The organism is Burkholderia sp. MSMB1588, from assembly GCF_001546925.1.
Taxonomy (GTDB): Bacteria; Pseudomonadota; Gammaproteobacteria; order Burkholderiales; family Burkholderiaceae; genus Burkholderia; species Burkholderia humptydooensis.
Genome location: NZ_CM003770.1, coordinates 2,720,423 through 2,735,579, shown reverse-complemented (window position 1 = coordinate 2,735,579; position 15,157 = coordinate 2,720,423). Strand labels below are relative to the sequence as shown.

Below are 15,157 nucleotides of genomic sequence, written 5' to 3'. Positions count from 1 at the left end.
CGCCGGATTTCCACCGTCCCCTTCACGCATCAAGGAACGATCCGATGAGTCACGAGCCGGACCCCCTCAAGTTCGCCTACTGGGTGCCCAACGTCAGCGGCGGCCTGGTCGTCAGCAAGATCGAGCAGCGCACGAGCTGGGATATCGACTACAACCGCCGCCTCGCGCGCCTTGCGGAGCAGAACGGCTTCGACTATGCGTTGTCGCAGATCCGCTTCACGGCCGGCTACGGCGCCGAATATCAGCACGAGTCCGTCGCGTTCAGCCATGCGCTGCTCGCGGCGACCGAGCGCCTGAAGGTGATCGCCGCGATCCTGCCGGGACCGTGGCATCCGGCCGTCGTCGCGAAGCAGCTCGCGACGATCGACCAGTTGAACCAGGGGCGCGTCGCGATCAACGTCGTGAGCGGCTGGTTCAAGGGCGAGTTCACCGCGATCGGCGAGCCGTGGCTCGAGCACGACGAGCGCTATCGCCGCTCCGAGGAGTTCATCCGCGCGGTGAAGGGCATCTGGACGCAGGACAACTTCACGTTCAAGGGCGACTTCTACCGGTTCAACGACTACACGCTGAAGCCCAAGCCGTTGCAGCAGCCGCATCCCGAAGTCTTTCAGGGCGGCAATTCGGCGGCCGCGCGCCGGATGGCGGCCGCCGTGTCGGACTGGTACTTCATGAACGGCAACACGCCCGACGGCCATCGCGCGCAAATCGACGAGATCCGCGCGGCGGCGGCCGCGCAGGGGCGGCAGGTGAAGTTCGGCGTCAACGCGTTCATCATCGCGCGGGATACCGAGCGCGAGGCGCGCGACGTGCTCGACGAGATCGTGCGCCACGCGGACGTCGACGCCGTCAACGCATTCGGCCACGCGGTCAAGCAGGCGGGCAAGGCCGCGCCCGAAGGGCAGGGGATGTGGGCCGATTCGAAGTTCGCCGATCTCGTTCAGTACAACGACGGCTTCAGGACCAACCTGATCGGCACGCCCGAGCAGATCGCCGAGCGCATCGTCGCGCTGAAGGCGATCGGCGTCGATCTCGTGCTCGGCGGATTCCTGCACTATCTGGAGGACGTCGAGTATTTCGGCAAGCGCGTGTTGCCGCTCGTGCGCGAGCTGGAGCGGCAGCGCGACGCGCAGCCGGCCTGATGCGGGAAGCGGCTCGGCCGTCGTGCGGCGGGCAGCGTCGCGCGTTCGCGAAGTCACACCGCTGCAATATTGACGAAAGCACAATAGGCACCCGACAGTTCACCAACATCGCGGCGTCTCTCCCGAGGCCGCCGCGTTCATACTGAGGGGGGGCGGTATGCTTCGTACCTTTGCGCGCGCCGCGTGCGCGTTTGCTGTCGCGTCGGCTTGCAACACCGCCAACGCATACGATTATCTGCTGCTCGCGACGTCGTGGGAGCCGGGCTTCTGCGCGACGCACAGCGCGGCCGAATGCAGCACGCTGTCGGGCTCGTACGCGTCGACGAACCTGTCGCTGCATGGTCTGTGGCCGAACAATTACGACGGCAACCAGCCGTTCTATTGCGGCGTGCCGCAAAACGAGATCGACCTCGACAACAATCATCAGTGGTGCAGCATGGATGCGTACCCGGTCGGCTCGTCGACGCTCGCGACGCTCTCGACGTACATGCCGGGCGTCGCGTCGTGCCTCGACAAGCACGAGTGGTACAAGCACGGCACCTGCGCGCAGGCGCCGTCGGCCGATGTGTACTGGAACAACGCGACGGGGATGGTGAGCCGCCTGTCGACGACGTCGTTCAACACGTTCCTCCAGTCGAACGCGGGCAGCACCGTGACGCGGACGCAACTGCTGAACGCGTTCGAAGGCGCGTTCGGCAGCAACACGCGCGGCGCGGTGTCGCTCAAGTGCGTGAAGGTCAACTACGTCAGCTATTTCACCGAGGCGTGGATCTCGGTGAAGACGGATGCGACGTCACAGTTCCCGAGCGCGGCGTCGCTCGTGACCGACGCGGGCACGCAGGGCACGTGCCCGACGTCCGGGATCTATATCGCGAAGTAGGCTCGGCTGCGTGCGCCCGGTTCGGACGGAACGGTTCGGATCGGGTGACGCGAGCCAACGAAGTCGCGTGGGCGCGATCGCCGGGGAGATCGTTCGGGTTTCCACATAGAGAGTGTGCCGATTCGGTACGCGATAGGCGATGGAAAGGGCGTCGAGCGTCGCGGACTGATCATTTTCAGTCGGGACGATTCAGCGGGGCCGGCCGGGTTGTTTTGACGAGTGCGGCCGGCATGGTTCAGATATCGACGTAGGCGGGGAGCAGGTCTTGGTCGACGAGCCGGCTCTCGATGCGGTTCGCGATTGCCACGTGTCGGGATTGTCGACCGAGAAAGGGGCATCCGTCACGCTGACGATGATCGTGCCGGTCTGCTTGCCTTTTTCGGGTACGGGGATCAGGACGCGCGCTTCCGGAGTCTGCTGCGGTGCAAGAATCTTCGGCAGGTAGAGCATCCATCCCAAGCCGGGCTTGTCGTCGAAAACCTGCTTGACCGCGTACTCATCGACGCTTACTTCGGCGAGCGCTGAACCGAATACCGCGACCATTTTCGATCCGATTCCGGAAATGGCCGTATAGGCGTTCCACCGTTCACCTTTGATGCGAAGGATTGATGTGTCAGGGAGGGATTTGTCCTCGACATGGCACGATAGGGACGCGCCGTCGTCGCTAGCGTTTGGAAGTACCACATCAATCGTGTTGGAGGGATGGCCCGCACGGCTGCGCTCCGTCGTCCGGTGGTGGCTTGCATCGAGTCGAATCCTTTGAAAAAGCCGCCGGGGGCCCACGGTTTTATGGGCGCGTTTGATGCGCTCATCGCAAGCCATCGGCTCTGCCGTTGGTATTTGACCTGCCGCCATTGCGCCGGATGAGCCGCGCTCGACCTCGGCGCTTCAAAAAATCGACCGCCCCGAATAGGTCGTCAACCATTCCAGCGCCAGCGTGCCAGCGCTCGGGAAAATGAACCGACGATGATGCGCGATGCAGGCGTCAAAAAATCGACTGGCCGGTAAGCGTGGTCAACTGTTCGAGCGCTTGAACGCCGGCGACGGAGTTACCGTTTGCGTCGAGTCCGGGAGACCAGACGCACACGGCCATCTCGCCCGGTAGCACGGCGACGATGCCGCCGCCTACGCCGCTTTTCGCGGGCAGGCCGACACGATACACGAAGTCGCCGGCCGCGTCGTATGTGCCGCACGTCAGCATGAGGGCGGATAGGCGTTTGGTTGAACTGGCGTCGAGAATGCGTTCGCCGGAAACGGGGGCAACGCCGGCATTGGCGAGAAAGAGGGCCGCAGTCGCCAGCTCGATGCAGTTCATTTCGATCGCGCACTGGCGGCAATAGGCGTCGATAACCGCCTCGGGCGGCATGTGCAGGTTGCCAAAGCTTGCCATGAAGTGTGCCATCGCGCGATTGCGTTCGGCGTGGGCAAGCTCGGAATTCGCGACGCGGAGGTTATAGTCGAGGTCGGCGACACCAGTCAGACGTCGCATGAACTGGACGAGCGCAGTTTCAGCACCGACGAACCGACGGCACAAGACGTCCGTGACGATGAGCGCCCCGGCATTGATGAACGGATTGCGCGGTATGCCGCGCTCGCTCTCAAGCTGGACGAGCGAGTTAAAAGCGGTTCCCGACGGCTCTCGGCCCACCCGCTTCCAAAGCGAGTCGCCAAGCAACTGGAAGGCGAGGGTACACGCAAAGAGTTTCGAGATGCTCTGGATCGAGAACCGTTCGCGCGCGTCGCCGACGGAGAACACGCGGCCGTCGAGGGTGACGACGGCCATGCCGAAGCGCTCAGCAGGCACGCTGGCAAGCTCCGGGATGTAGTCAGCAACGCAGCCCGCCGTGCGCAACGGCTCGATGTCGCAATGAATTCGTTCGAGGATTTCCTGATAGTTGGTTTCGGTCATGGATGCGTGTCCGAGAACTCTTGAGCGTGGCCCGCGATGATACCGCAGCCGGTCGGCGTTCAACCTGCGCGTCTGCATTTCATGCATACGACACGTGGGCCCTTTCGGCGATATTGGCTGTCCACGCTTGCCATCGGGCAGGGTTCCCGGCGTGGATGTGGAAACGGCGTCCAGTGGACGCCGTTTCCATTACGAATGTGATTGCAGTTGGAATGACCCCACGCAGCCGGCCGGGTTGTTCCAACGTTCCAAGGCGTCATCTTGCAAAAATAATCGAGATCGTCGGTTCCCGTCATGGCAACTTGACGAGGTGCCCTCATTCGATTGAGGACATTTCGTCACCACCTACGGTTATCCCTATGCACTCATTCATCTCATCACATGTGTCGTCAATCGTTGTTTCCGACGCTAATTCTTGACACGTGGCGAATATCCATTCTTGACTCGAAATATGTTTCGCGCCATGCATCAAGGTGGTTAATCGGATGCTATGAGCGAGTGGTAAAAATGCAGTAGATCGTCAGCGGTCGCGAATCCGTCGATCCGAAGCCATGATTTGCCCGGCGTTGCACGTAGTAGCAGGACCGGGTTGTGATCCATCTTGTCCTGCCGGTACACGTTGAAGGCTTTCTGCGCGACAACGCTCGCTGCCACCGTTCCAGTGTAGTGTTGCCACTCCGGTCCCGCACCGAACTTCGCTGCATACTCGCGAAGGCGCGCAGGCGTGTCGTTTTCCGGATCGATCGAAATTGACACGATATGGACTTTGTCGCGGTCCGCGCCGAGTTCGTGCTGGAACTGCGACAGCGTCTGACTGAGCACCGGGCAGATCGACGTGCAGGTGGTATAGATGAACGTCAGCACGACCGGACGTCCGTCGTCGAGTTCGTCCTTCAGTGCAACGGTCTTCCCGTCGTCGCGTACGAGCGTCACGGCCGGGACAGTGTATGCCACCGTCGATGTCTTCGTGCTCGACATCATCATGTGATGATGTGCATGCATGTCTTCTTGAGCCGATGCCGGATGTCCGATGAGCGTGAGTGTGCCGGCCGCGATCAGCGTGTTGGCGAATATGGAAAGCTTCCCGACCATGTTCATTTCAGTCTCCCTGAGTGGTGAGCCGCGTAGATCGTCGTCGCCTTCGGCGTCTCGATTGCAACACGGCGAATCATCGTCCCGTGAATTAGGCGGGATCGGCGTTTACGGGACGGTCCACGCTCCGTCGGCCACGATGCGGGTGCCGCTCGAGTCCGCGAAGCGGACCATGTAGCCGCCTTTCGATGCGAGGCGCTGTCCCGGTGCAAGCGTCAGGCGCGGATAGTAGCCGGTGATCACGCGCTGTTCGAGCGTGTCTTCGATGCGCTCGACGAGATAGTCACGAACGTAGGTTCCGGTCACGTGGCCCAGTGCTTCTTCGAGCAACACGCACGCCAGGAAAGTGTCCGCTTGAATCTGTTGATCGACGATCGGGATGTGCCTGGTGGCTGCCCAGTCGAGCATGTAGTCGACGCGTCGGCGCACACGATCGGGCATGTCGAACGGATACGCGATGTGCGTGACCGCACGCCAGCCGCCGGGCAGCGGCGCATGATCGAGGCCGCCCACCATGCCGGACATGTAGACCATTCGCGTTGGCGCCGCGTCACCCAACGTCGCAATATCGGCGGGGCGCAGCCACAGCACGAGCGCATCGTTTTTCGAGATGCCGTTCAACACCCTCGCGACGCGATCGGCTGGCATCAGCGCATGGCGAGACACGTCGAATCCCCGTGCCCGCAAGGCAGTGGCGAGCGCTTGCGCGCCCGCTTCGCCGCTGTCGCCGACCCGATACACTTCGTGGACCGTTTGTGGTGCGACGTCGTGTTTGCCCCGGGAGATTTCGGAGGCGATCAGTCCGGCCTCCAGCAGTACACCGTTCGAGAAGTAGATCGAATAGAAGTCGTCGTTGCGGACGGCCGGTACCTCGACGTTAGGAAACAGGCACGGAATACGGGCGCGTTCACAGAACGCGCGAACGGGCGCCCAGGTCCGCCCGCCCATCCCCGATATCACCGCGAACACTGGTTCGGCGGCCAGATGCCGAGCGAGTTGCGCCTCCCACGTCGATGCCGCGCCGCTCAGTTCCCAGACATGCAGTTGCCAGCGACGCGGAACCGAGGCTGGCGCGTCGCTCGACGGATGCGGTGGGGCCGCGCCCGTCGGGAATGCGTCCTTGTCGGCGAAGTAGTGCCGCAGCACGTCGAGCATTGCGTGGCGCTTCACCGGATCGGCGTCCGGTGTCGTGATCGTCGCGAAATGGAGGGCGTTGTCGGTGACGCCCGGCGCGGGCCGCGGATCGAGGCGTTTCAAATAGCGAAGCAGCGCCGCCATGTCGTCGTCGTTCAACGCGTAGCGCGGCATCAAGTAGCCAAGGCGTTGGCCTTGTGCATCGATTCCGCTGCGGATCGCGCGGGCGAGCATCACGTCGGTATAGGCGGCGCGATCGCTGCGCATGCTCTCTACGTACGGCATGCCGGGACGCTCGCCACTCAGCGTGCTCGGATTGAACAGATACGTTCCGGCGATCGGCGGGATCGACGTGAATCCCGATTTGGCTCCGAGGCCGCTGCGCCGATGGCAGTTGACGCAGGCGACCGCGGAGCCTTCCATGCGCAATCCGCCTTCGCGCAGCGCTTGAAGTGGCGCGCCGGAGCTCAGTACTCCGTTGCGATAGATCGCCTCGCCGGGGTCGTCTGTCGGCGATCCGTCCGCCCGCGCCGTCACGACAGCGGACAGCGCGAGCGTCAGGGCGAACAGCGGCACGAGCGCGGGCACGGCGGGCGGATGCGCAGTGACCGAGGCGGCGGCCCCGGCTGTTCGGCGCAATCCGCCCTGCGAGCGGGCGTGGTCCGACAGCGGCGGTTTCGACTCTCCGACGTGTTCCGGCAGTACCCTTTCGGGCAGATCCTCGTCACGGCGCATCGATCAGCGCTTGCACCAGATTGCCGGCGATCGGACGTCCGAGCCCGGTGACGTAGTCGTAGCCGGGCATCGCGTCGCACAACGCGCCGCATGTGCCGTTCGCGCCGCTCGTGACGTCGTAGAAAGTCGTTTGGTATGAAGCGGACGCGATGCGGTACAGGACCGCTTCGACGGCACTGACTGCATTCAGCGTGGATTTGCCGCGCTGGACCCGGACGCCGTTCGCGATCGCGAGCAGGCCCGACCATTGAGGCGCGCCCGCGCTCGTTCCGCCGACCACGAACCAGCCGCGCTGCCCGCCGTAGCCGTACGAATCGTATATCGCGAAACCCGACGCCGGGTCTCCCGCGTAGGCGACGTCGGGCACGCCTCGCACGCCGGGCGAGTCGAACGGAATCCGATAGCTTGCCTGATACGGTGGCTCGGATTCGATTGCGCTCTGGCCGCCGCCGCTTCCGGACCACGCGGTTTCGCCGACATAACGACCGCTCGCGTCGGTGACGAGCGTCGTCGCGCCGACCCCGAGCACATACGGCGATGCGGCGGGGTAGTCGACGGCGTTCCCGCCGTCGCCGGACGCGGCGACGAACGACACGCCGTTCGCGCTCGTGAACTGGCCGTCAAATTGCGTTTCCGACAGAAACTCGTTGCCGCCCCAACTCATCGACACGACTTTCGCGCCGGCGCCTTCGGGCGGCGCCGCGACCGCCGTGGCCACCGCGCTCATCATGTCGGTCAAGGCATTGGATGCCGCTTCGATCAGCACGATCTTCGCGTCGGGTGCGATCGCATGGGCCCACTGGACGTCGAGCGAACTTTCTAGCGCCCAGCCGGCATCCGCGGGCGGACGGCTTCGATCGGCTGTGGCATAGATCTTGGCGAAGCATCGGTTGGCCGCATTGCAGGGCGGCAGGTCGAAGTTGCGGCTGAACGCGTCGAGATCCGCCTCGGCGTTGGGGTTGTCGTAAGCGTCGACGATCGCGATGACTTGTCCACTGCCGCGGTAATCGCGCGGCAACTGATCGAATCCGTAGAAATTCCGGATCTGCGCCGGAGAAAGGCCGCCCGGGCTCGCGGCCGTATGTCGTTGCAGATGGAACGGCGGACGCGTGAAGCCGCGAGACGGCCGATTCGTTTGCTGTGCAAACGGCGCAGCCGTCGTGAGCGCGAGGGTCGCCATTACGGTAAGCATGCCAAGCGAATGACGTAGCGAGTGTCGTTCCATGTCGTTTCTCTGCCGTGAGCGATCCCGGCGGCGCCGACGACCATTCGATCGACGGATCGATGATCGTCAGCGCACGTTCTGCGCGGCGCTATTGGACTTTGGCGCTCGTGAACGTCAAGGCCGTTCCCGCGCCGGCGATCACGAGCCAATTGGTCGGGTCGGTCGTCACGACTGTGGCGGATCCCCCGGTCACGACCGGCAATTGATAAGCGTTCTTCGGCAGCAGCCACGTCATGTCCTGCAGGCTCGTCGGCTGTGACGCGCTGAACGACCAACCGCTGCCCGTATCGGTCGCCGTCCATGTGACGAGCAGGCGCCGCCTGTCGAACTGTGTCAACTGGTCCATTGTGTACCACTTGTACTGCCCGGTCGCGATCAGCGTGTTCGCATAGCTGAAGATGGTCGTGAGTATGTTCGGGTACCACGACGCGCCGAGCGGGTGCATGTAGATGAGCCGGGTCGTGCGATTGGCGACGACGAAGTTCATCAGTGACTCGTACCAGTTCGTGACGTCCGTCGTCGATACGCCGAACTCCTGGAACTCCTCGAACGTCGCGTACTTGCCGAACGGCATGACCGGGAACGCCCAGATGCCGGGATTCAGCAGCGCGCCGTTGCGGTACGCGCGGGTCTGCGCCATGCCGGTGTGGCCGGTGAAGTAGTAGCCCGAATAGCCGTTGCTCTCGAGCCAGGTCGCGGCCCACGTCGGGGTGTTACCTTCCGGCGCTGCCCATTCGACGTCGGGCTTGCCGGTGACCGACTGCACCGCCTGATGATTCAGCGTGAGGTACTGCTGGAACGTGCTCTGATCGGTCTCGCTCGCATTGGCGCCCCAGTAGTCGTGATCCCACCCGCCATGACTGCCGATGTTGTGTCCGTGGCCGAGCAGATACTGCATCAACTGCTCTGCCTGCGTGTTGTTGGTCAGATTGATGCCGAGGCCGTCGCCTATTGCGGCATCGTCGGGGCCAGCCGTCACGACGATCGAAAACGGACCGTTGTTCCAGATGCCGAGCGACTTCAGGTATAGCGCCGGCTGGATCATTTCTTCCGCGCAGAAGTGCCAGTTGAGCACCATCCCCGCTTGCGCCTTCGGTTCGAGCGACAGATGCGGCATCGATAACACGCTCGTCGTGAAGTAGTGAAGGAAGCCGTGGAGCGGCATGCCGTCGGTCTGCCCTTCGAGGTAGCTGAGCGGCATGTTCACGAACAGCACGCCGCCGCTGCCGTACGGGTTGTAGCCGGCGACGAGGCCGAAGTTCGGCGAAGTCAGCAAGGCCGTGCCGCTGTACGTGCCCTGCGTGACGAAGCTCGGATACGTGAGGAAGCCGTACACGTAGCCCGAGATGCCTTCGAGCACGTCCGTCGTCGCGGCGGTCGTTGTCGTGGCGAGCGCGGACGTTCCGGTGGAAGTCGTCGGTGTCGATGCGGTCTTGCTCTTGGTCGACATCGCGGTATAGGTGCCGGACTTGACCTTCGCTCCTTTGGACACGCGGCCGAGATTCAGGCTGATGTTGGTTGCGAGGCCGTTCTCGGTCTTGTAGTTGAAGTACGCGTTGTGGTTGTAGCCGGCAAGCCCGCCCGGATTGGTCGGGCTCGGCCGCAGATAGAGCACTTGAGCGGACGACGCGGCAACGGATACGGACGCCGACGTTGTGACGGTAGCCGTGGTCGAACCCGTGCTGGTAGGCCAAGTCATCGACTTTCCGGGCGGAACCTGGAGCGTACGCAACGTGCTGCCCATGCCTGTCACAGGCCCCAGTCCGATCATGTTGCCGCCCAGCGAATTGTAGAGAACGTAGCTGACGCCCGCCATCGAGCTGAACCTCGACTGCGGGACGGAATAAAAGCCGGTCGATGTGAGGACGCCGAAATCGTAGACCAGCATCACGTGGCCACCGTTGAGCACGTAGTTCTGGATGGCCGTCACGAGCGCGTCGTCGGCTACCGTATGAACCTGATCGGGCAGGATCAGGCCTCTATACTCCTGGAGCGACGTGCCTGCCTGTTCGAACTGGCTGTCGTACATGACAGAAAGCTGCAAGCCTTCTTCCGACGCCGCGTCGAACCAGGCGGACACGCGCGGATCGGTGAGCGTGAAGTTGTCCGGCAGCAGCAGCAGCAACTGATTCGACGCCGCGTTTGCTCGTCCGGGGACGATGGCGAGACATAGAGAACACAGGATCAGGCACGTCCTGAGGAATCGAATCGACTTGACCAGCATGGTGCTCTCCTGTCAGGGTGGACGACACGTGATATCCAACGTTCCTGGTACGCGCTTCGTCCGGATGCGTTCGGCGGTGACGTGTAGAGACTGCGTCGGCCGAGCGAATCGAAGATAGGGAGCGATAGGCGCGTTGCGGACCCGTGGCGTTTTTCGAGCGGAAGACAAACCGGCGCGTCACGGCTTCCGTCAGGAAGTGCTGGATCGCCAGTCGTCCTCGAACGCGCGTCGAATTCGCCATTGGGAGCGTGTCGAAAGAAGCTAGCAACGTGCCAACCCGGCCGTTTGCCGGCTGCATGGGGAGGCCCGGCGCATGGGGATACCGTTGCCTTTCGGAGTCGGTAAAAAATGTCGCAATGCTGATACGTGATGCGTGGAGAGGAGGCGGACATCCAATGCTGCGAAGACCTGGCGAGGTCGGGCGCGACGAGGCGGTGGCATCGCTTCGCGAAATGAGCCGATGTCGGCGTGCCGCCGGTACGGCGAATGGCGAAGCCGCTGACATCGTATGATGAATGCCCTCTAGGCAGGGTATCGGACGGCTACGTGCGAGTGACGCGAAACGTGACGAACGGGTCAGAAATGGAGCTGGTATGCAACATCGGCCTTCGTCATTTCACCGTGAACATGTAGCCGCGCTGGCTTCGATGATCGTCGGAGGCTACGGCCGCCCAGGGCACCGTGTACTTGTCGAGCGCCGACGGGCAGCGCGACGCTGATGGTCTTGGCGTGGTTCGGCAAGCTCATACTTCATTTCTTTGACGGATAGGTCCAACCGAACGGGTGTTGACGCACATCAGCGATGCGATCAAATGTCGCGTTGCGCCGCCAGTTTTGCCGGTATCGTCGGCATTTCTGGTTTCCGTTAAAATGCCGTCGCTCCCGCGATGCCCGCCATCATGACCGCTCGTCGCCGTAATCGAATGATCGCCTGGCTTGGCCTTCTTGCCATGTGGTTCATCGTTTTTTCCCCGATCGTGAGTCATGGCATAGCGTCTATTGATCGAGAGCTGCCGTCTGCGCAGACCTGCTCGGTTGATGGGGGGCATGACGCCGAAGATCACGTGGCCATGATTCACCTCGGCGCTTGCGGATATTGCGATCTGCTTACGCATCATGTGCCGGCACCGCCGCTCGCCTTGCCGCAGATGGTGGGGACCGGGAAGTACCGCATTGCCCAATCGTCGGTACCGTCTACATTCGTAGACGGTGACGCATTCTCCGCAGGACACCCGCGGGATTCGCCGTTCCTCGCCTAAGTCAATCGTTTTCAGCCACTTCAAGAAGCCCTGCCAAATCGAGCGGGACTCTTGGGCGCGAGATTGCCACTGAAACAGTTCGCGCCACGCGTCCGCGCTACGACGGATCGATTGCGCGCGCCAAAACGACACAAAGAGGAAAGACATGCGAATCGAATCGAATCGAAATATCGACGTTGCACTTGCTGCACTCGCCTGCTTGACGGGGCTGACCATACCTGTTGCCGCCCATGCATGCGCGACCTGCGGCTGCTCGCTAAGTACCGATGCCGCAATGGGCTACTCGGCGATGCCAGGCTGGCGTATCAGCCTCGATTACACGTACATCCCGCAGAACCAATTGCGTAGCGGAACGAGTGCGGTATCGCCCAACGTGCCGGCGGCAATCAACGCGGCGGGCGGGAGTCAGGAAGTCGAACACCAGACGATCAACCGCTACTGGAACCTCGGCATCAACTATAGCCCGAATGCGAAGTGGAGCTTCAGCGCGATCATTCCATTCGTCGACCGCAGCCATTCGACTTACGGCAACGCGACGCCAGATCAACTCACCCCTGGCAATCTGAGCGGCGCAACAAGCAGTGGGCTCGGCGACGTTAAGTTGATCGCCAGCTATCAGGGCTTCCTGCCGACTCACAATCTCGGCGTTCAACTCGGGGTCAAGCTACCTACCGGGAAGTACGGCGGCCAAAATACACTAACGGGAGCCGCCGTGGGCCGCAGTCCGGTGTTCTTCTCGTCGGGCCCGAACAGCGCAGGCGGCCAGGCGCTCGATACCAGCTTGCAGCCGGGTACCGGCAGCACTGACCTCATCGTTGGCGCGTACTACTACCAGCCGGTGAGCCAGAACTTCGACGCGTTCATCAACGGTCAATTCCAGTCGGCTGTGATCGAGAATCTTCACGGTCTTGGCCAGGACTACCGTCCCGGCAATCAGGCGACGGTCAGCGTCGGTCTGCGCTATGAGGCGAATCCGAAGATCGTCCCGCAACTTCAGATCAACGTGACCCGCAAGAGTGCGGACCAGGGCGCGCTCGCTGACACTGACAATACGGCCGGCACGGTTGTCTATCTGTCGCCTGGCGTGACGGTGAATGTGGTGAAGAATCTGAATGTTTACGCATTCGTCCAGAAGTCGCTGTATAGCCGGCTCAGTGGCTATCAGTTGTTTCCGCGCTGGTCGGGCACCGTCGGGGCGAGCTATGCATTCTGATGTTGAGGAATCGCCGTTCGCCAAGCGTGGCTGGTCGAGGCGGGATTGGCTGCGCGGGGCCGGTGGGGTCGCGCTGGGCGCCAGCCTCGGCGGGTGGCTGCCGATGGCGCAGGCCAACAGCCTGGCGGTGGGCCGTCCGGCGCCAGGCCTCGTCTTGCACACGCTCGACGGGCAAAATATCGCCAGCGACGATTTGCGTGGAAACGTGGTCATTCTGACGTTCTGGGCGACATGGTGCGAGCCGTGTCGAATCGAACTGCCGCTGTTGTCCGAATACGCGGCGCATCATGCGGCGAACGGCTTGCGAGTGCTCGGTTTCAGCCTGGACGGGCCAGACAGTCTCGCGGCTGTCCAACAAGTCGCGGCCAAATTGAGCTTTCCAGTTGGCCTCCTGGGCAGTGCATACGCCGGCGGCTATGGTCGAATGTGGCGCATCCCGGTGAGCTTCACAATCGACCGGAACGGGCTCCTTGCCGACAATGGCTGGGATGATCCTAAGCCCTCGTGGACAGCCGATCGCCTCGAGCGCGTCGTAACGCCGCTCTTACATGGATAAGTCGCATGTTGAGCATCTTCGGCGTTGTGGTGTCCTGCTCCGGTGGACAGGCGTCAATGTTGAGTGCGCTCTTGCTCGTGATTGCGATATTGTCCGCCATCCCTCAAACACAAGCGGTCATTCGATGAGAGCGAGATGAAACGAAGCGTGAATCATTCGGCGATCTACTCTATCAAGCCCTATCAACGGCATGACCGCTTGCCGGTCAATGCCCGCTTGGAGACGATATTTCGAACGCGGTCGACGTGATTGGGACGTCCGGCGTTAATGCTAAGCCCATTTCGTTGAGCGCTTCTATAACGCGAGGTGCTCGATATCCCTGTTTGACAAGCTCGATCATCGTGCGAATTGCTTTAGCCGCGCTGGTGTTCAGTTTGTATTGTTTTTCCGGTGTCTGCTCAATCCAGCCTGAGGCAAAGAAGTGGCCGGCCAACAATTATATGAGTGGAGCGCCAGCGTGCCAGCGAGCGAATTGCCGTTCGGATCGAGCCCCGGCGACCACACGCACACCGCCATCTCGCCCGGCAGCACCGCGACGATCCCGCCGCCCACGCCGCTCTTCGCCGGCAGCCCGACGCGGTAGACGAAGTCGCCCGCGGCGTCGTAGGTGCCGCAGGTCAGCATCAGCGCCGACAGCCGCTTCGCCGAGCTCGGATCGAGAATCCGCGCGCCCGTCGCGGGCGCGACGCCGCCGTTCGCGAGAAAGAGCGCGGCCTGCGCCGATCCAGGGGGCGAGTTCCGCGTGAATGCGTTCGAGGATCGCTGGGTATTTCATCGAATCGGTGCGCGGCGCGCCGCGCGGGTGTGAAGCGAGCCCGTATGGAACCTTCTCGGCGGCGATTCGTCAAGCATCTGCGGCGCAGCGAGCGTAACGGCTGCGGGCGGCTGCGGGCGGGCGGCCGACGCGCGATTTTCAGGGGGGCGGATACGAGAGGTTCGTCTGCCGGCGCGCGTCGCAGTATCATTCCAAATGTTTCAGGATCTTACAAAGTTGGCGCGTCAGTTTCGCTCGTTCGCGCTAAGCCCTTGTTTCAAATAATATTTGGCTTCCATATCGACTGATTTGCCCATGCCTTTCCGGATTCTCCTCGTCGAGGACGACAATCGCCTGTCCACGCTGATCGCGGGCTACCTGCGCAAGCACGAGTACGTCGTCGACACCGTGCTGAACGGCGACGACGCCGTCGACGCGATTCTGACGGGACGCCCCGATCTCGTGATCCTCGACGTGAACCTGCCCGGCAAGGACGGCTTCGAGATCTGCCGCGACGCGCGCGAGCACTACGATGGCGTCATCATCATGGTGACGGCTCGCGACGAGCCGTTCGACGAATTGCTCGGCCTCGAATTCGGCGCGGACGACTACGTGCACAAGCCGGTCGAGCCGCGCATCCTGCTCGCGCGGATCAAGGCGCAACTGCGCCGCGCGCCGGCGCGGCAGGCGGACGGCGCGCTCGGGCAGCCGGAGAGCTACACGTTCGGCCAGTTCACGATCGACCGGACGAACCGGACCGTCAACCTGCCCGACGGCACGACGCCCGAGCTGACGTCGGCCGAGTTCGACCTGCTGTGGGTGCTCGTCTGCCATGCGGGCGAAGTCGTGAGCCGCGACGATCTGATGCTGCAACTGCGCGGCGTCGAATTCGACGGTCTCGACCGGACCATCGACGGGCGGATCTCGAAGCTGCGCCGCAAGCTGCGCGACGACGCGAGCTGCCCGCAGCGGATCAAGACCATTCGCAGCAAGGGGTATCAATTCAGCAAGAACGCGTGGGAGTGAGCGGCGCGTCG

Annotated in this window: 11 protein-coding genes and 3 pseudogenes; 6 read left to right on the top strand and 8 right to left on the bottom strand. The window is 62.7% G+C overall.

Annotated features, from left to right (window positions below):
- The first annotated feature begins 44 nt into the window (after positions 1 to 44).
- The 3 genes and pseudogenes from sfnG to WS92_RS37165 form a co-directional block, all read left to right on the top strand.
- Complete coding sequence (sfnG, locus tag WS92_RS11355) at positions 45 to 1,139, top strand: dimethylsulfone monooxygenase SfnG (RefSeq protein WP_006027712.1); 1,095 nt, start codon at positions 45 to 47, stop codon at positions 1,137 to 1,139.
- Between the two features lie 157 nt (positions 1,140 to 1,296).
- Positions 1,297 to 2,019 (top strand): ribonuclease T2, encoded by a 723-nt coding sequence (locus WS92_RS11350; protein WP_015603090.1) that lies wholly within the window; start codon positions 1,297 to 1,299, stop codon positions 2,017 to 2,019.
- A 93-nt stretch (positions 2,020 to 2,112) separates the two neighbouring features.
- Positions 2,113 to 2,235 (top strand): annotated as a pseudogene (locus WS92_RS37165) (DNA adenine methylase); the annotation flags it as partial.
- A 19-nt stretch (positions 2,236 to 2,254) separates the two neighbouring features.
- Here WS92_RS37165 and WS92_RS11345 read toward each other — a convergent pair.
- The 7 genes and pseudogenes from WS92_RS11345 to WS92_RS36525 all read right to left on the bottom strand — a co-directional run.
- Positions 2,255 to 2,688 (bottom strand): annotated as a pseudogene (locus WS92_RS11345) (immunity 52 family protein); the annotation flags it as partial.
- A 316-nt stretch (positions 2,689 to 3,004) separates the two neighbouring features.
- The gene (locus tag WS92_RS11340) at positions 3,005 to 3,928 is read right to left on the bottom strand and encodes a glutaminase (RefSeq protein WP_015603249.1); all 924 of its coding nucleotides are present in this window, start codon (positions 3,926 to 3,928) and stop codon (positions 3,005 to 3,007) included.
- A gap of 477 nt (positions 3,929 to 4,405) precedes the next feature.
- Positions 4,406 to 5,026, bottom strand: coding sequence for an SCO family protein (locus tag WS92_RS11335; protein ID WP_141668014.1), 621 nt, complete (start codon positions 5,024 to 5,026; stop codon positions 4,406 to 4,408).
- A 102-nt stretch (positions 5,027 to 5,128) separates the two neighbouring features.
- Positions 5,129 to 6,889 carry a c-type cytochrome gene (locus tag WS92_RS11330; RefSeq protein ID WP_231755925.1) on the bottom strand — a complete coding sequence of 587 codons (1,761 nt, stop codon included), beginning with the start codon at positions 6,887 to 6,889 and terminating at the stop codon, positions 5,129 to 5,131.
- Positions 6,879 to 8,114 carry a S53 family peptidase gene (locus WS92_RS11325; protein WP_059931626.1) on the bottom strand — a complete coding sequence of 412 codons (1,236 nt, stop codon included), beginning with the start codon at positions 8,112 to 8,114 and terminating at the stop codon, positions 6,879 to 6,881. Before WS92_RS11325 ends, WS92_RS11330 begins: the two co-directional genes overlap by 11 nt.
- Positions 8,115 to 8,202: 88 nt before the next feature.
- Positions 8,203 to 10,338 (bottom strand): polysaccharide deacetylase family protein, encoded by a 2,136-nt coding sequence (locus tag WS92_RS11320; protein ID WP_015603623.1) that lies wholly within the window; start codon positions 10,336 to 10,338, stop codon positions 8,203 to 8,205.
- A gap of 743 nt (positions 10,339 to 11,081) precedes the next feature.
- On the bottom strand, positions 11,082 to 11,744 hold the full coding sequence (locus WS92_RS36525; RefSeq protein WP_231755926.1) for a hypothetical protein: 663 nt from the start codon (positions 11,742 to 11,744) through the stop codon (positions 11,082 to 11,084).
- On the opposite strand from WS92_RS36525, the gene WS92_RS11310 reads away from it, so the two are divergent.
- Complete coding sequence (locus WS92_RS11310; RefSeq protein ID WP_059931628.1) at positions 11,743 to 12,810, top strand: transporter; 1,068 nt, start codon at positions 11,743 to 11,745, stop codon at positions 12,808 to 12,810. The genes WS92_RS36525 and WS92_RS11310 overlap by 2 nt on opposite strands.
- On the top strand, positions 12,800 to 13,366 hold the full coding sequence (locus WS92_RS11305) for a TlpA disulfide reductase family protein (protein WP_009914560.1): 567 nt from the start codon (positions 12,800 to 12,802) through the stop codon (positions 13,364 to 13,366). The genes WS92_RS11310 and WS92_RS11305 overlap by 11 nt, the downstream gene beginning before the upstream one ends.
- A 369-nt stretch (positions 13,367 to 13,735) precedes the next feature.
- Here the strand turns inward: WS92_RS11305 and WS92_RS31880 are convergent.
- Positions 13,736 to 14,086: pseudogene (locus tag WS92_RS31880) on the bottom strand (glutaminase); the annotation flags it as partial.
- A gap of 349 nt (positions 14,087 to 14,435) precedes the next feature.
- Here WS92_RS31880 and WS92_RS11295 point away from each other — a divergent pair.
- Positions 14,436 to 15,146, top strand: coding sequence for a response regulator (locus WS92_RS11295; RefSeq protein WP_059931630.1), 711 nt, complete (start codon positions 14,436 to 14,438; stop codon positions 15,144 to 15,146).
- Positions 15,147 to 15,157: the final 11 nt, after the last annotated feature.

Excerpts from the sequence above, each read along its gene's own strand:
- WS92_RS11335 (WP_141668014.1), bottom strand. The coding sequence starts at position 5,026 with ATGAACATGGTCGGGAAGCTTTCCATATTCGCCAACACGCTGATCGCG.
- WS92_RS11350 (WP_015603090.1), top strand. The coding sequence starts at position 1,297 with ATGCTTCGTACCTTTGCGCGCGCCGCGTGCGCGTTTGCTGTCGCGTCG.
- WS92_RS36525 (WP_231755926.1), bottom strand. The coding sequence starts at position 11,744 with ATGTCTTTCCTCTTTGTGTCGTTTTGGCGCGCGCAATCGATCCGTCGT.
- sfnG (WP_006027712.1), top strand. The coding sequence starts at position 45 with ATGAGTCACGAGCCGGACCCCCTCAAGTTCGCCTACTGGGTGCCCAAC.
- WS92_RS11325 (WP_059931626.1), bottom strand. The coding sequence starts at position 8,114 with ATGGAACGACACTCGCTACGTCATTCGCTTGGCATGCTTACCGTAATG.
- WS92_RS11340 (WP_015603249.1), bottom strand. The coding sequence starts at position 3,928 with ATGACCGAAACCAACTATCAGGAAATCCTCGAACGAATTCATTGCGAC.
- WS92_RS11310 (WP_059931628.1), top strand. The coding sequence starts at position 11,743 with ATGCGAATCGAATCGAATCGAAATATCGACGTTGCACTTGCTGCACTC.
- WS92_RS11320 (WP_015603623.1), bottom strand. The coding sequence starts at position 10,338 with ATGCTGGTCAAGTCGATTCGATTCCTCAGGACGTGCCTGATCCTGTGT.
- WS92_RS11295 (WP_059931630.1), top strand. The coding sequence starts at position 14,436 with ATGCCTTTCCGGATTCTCCTCGTCGAGGACGACAATCGCCTGTCCACG.
- WS92_RS11305 (WP_009914560.1), top strand. The coding sequence starts at position 12,800 with ATGCATTCTGATGTTGAGGAATCGCCGTTCGCCAAGCGTGGCTGGTCG.
- WS92_RS11330 (WP_231755925.1), bottom strand. The coding sequence starts at position 6,889 with ATGCGCCGTGACGAGGATCTGCCCGAAAGGGTACTGCCGGAACACGTC.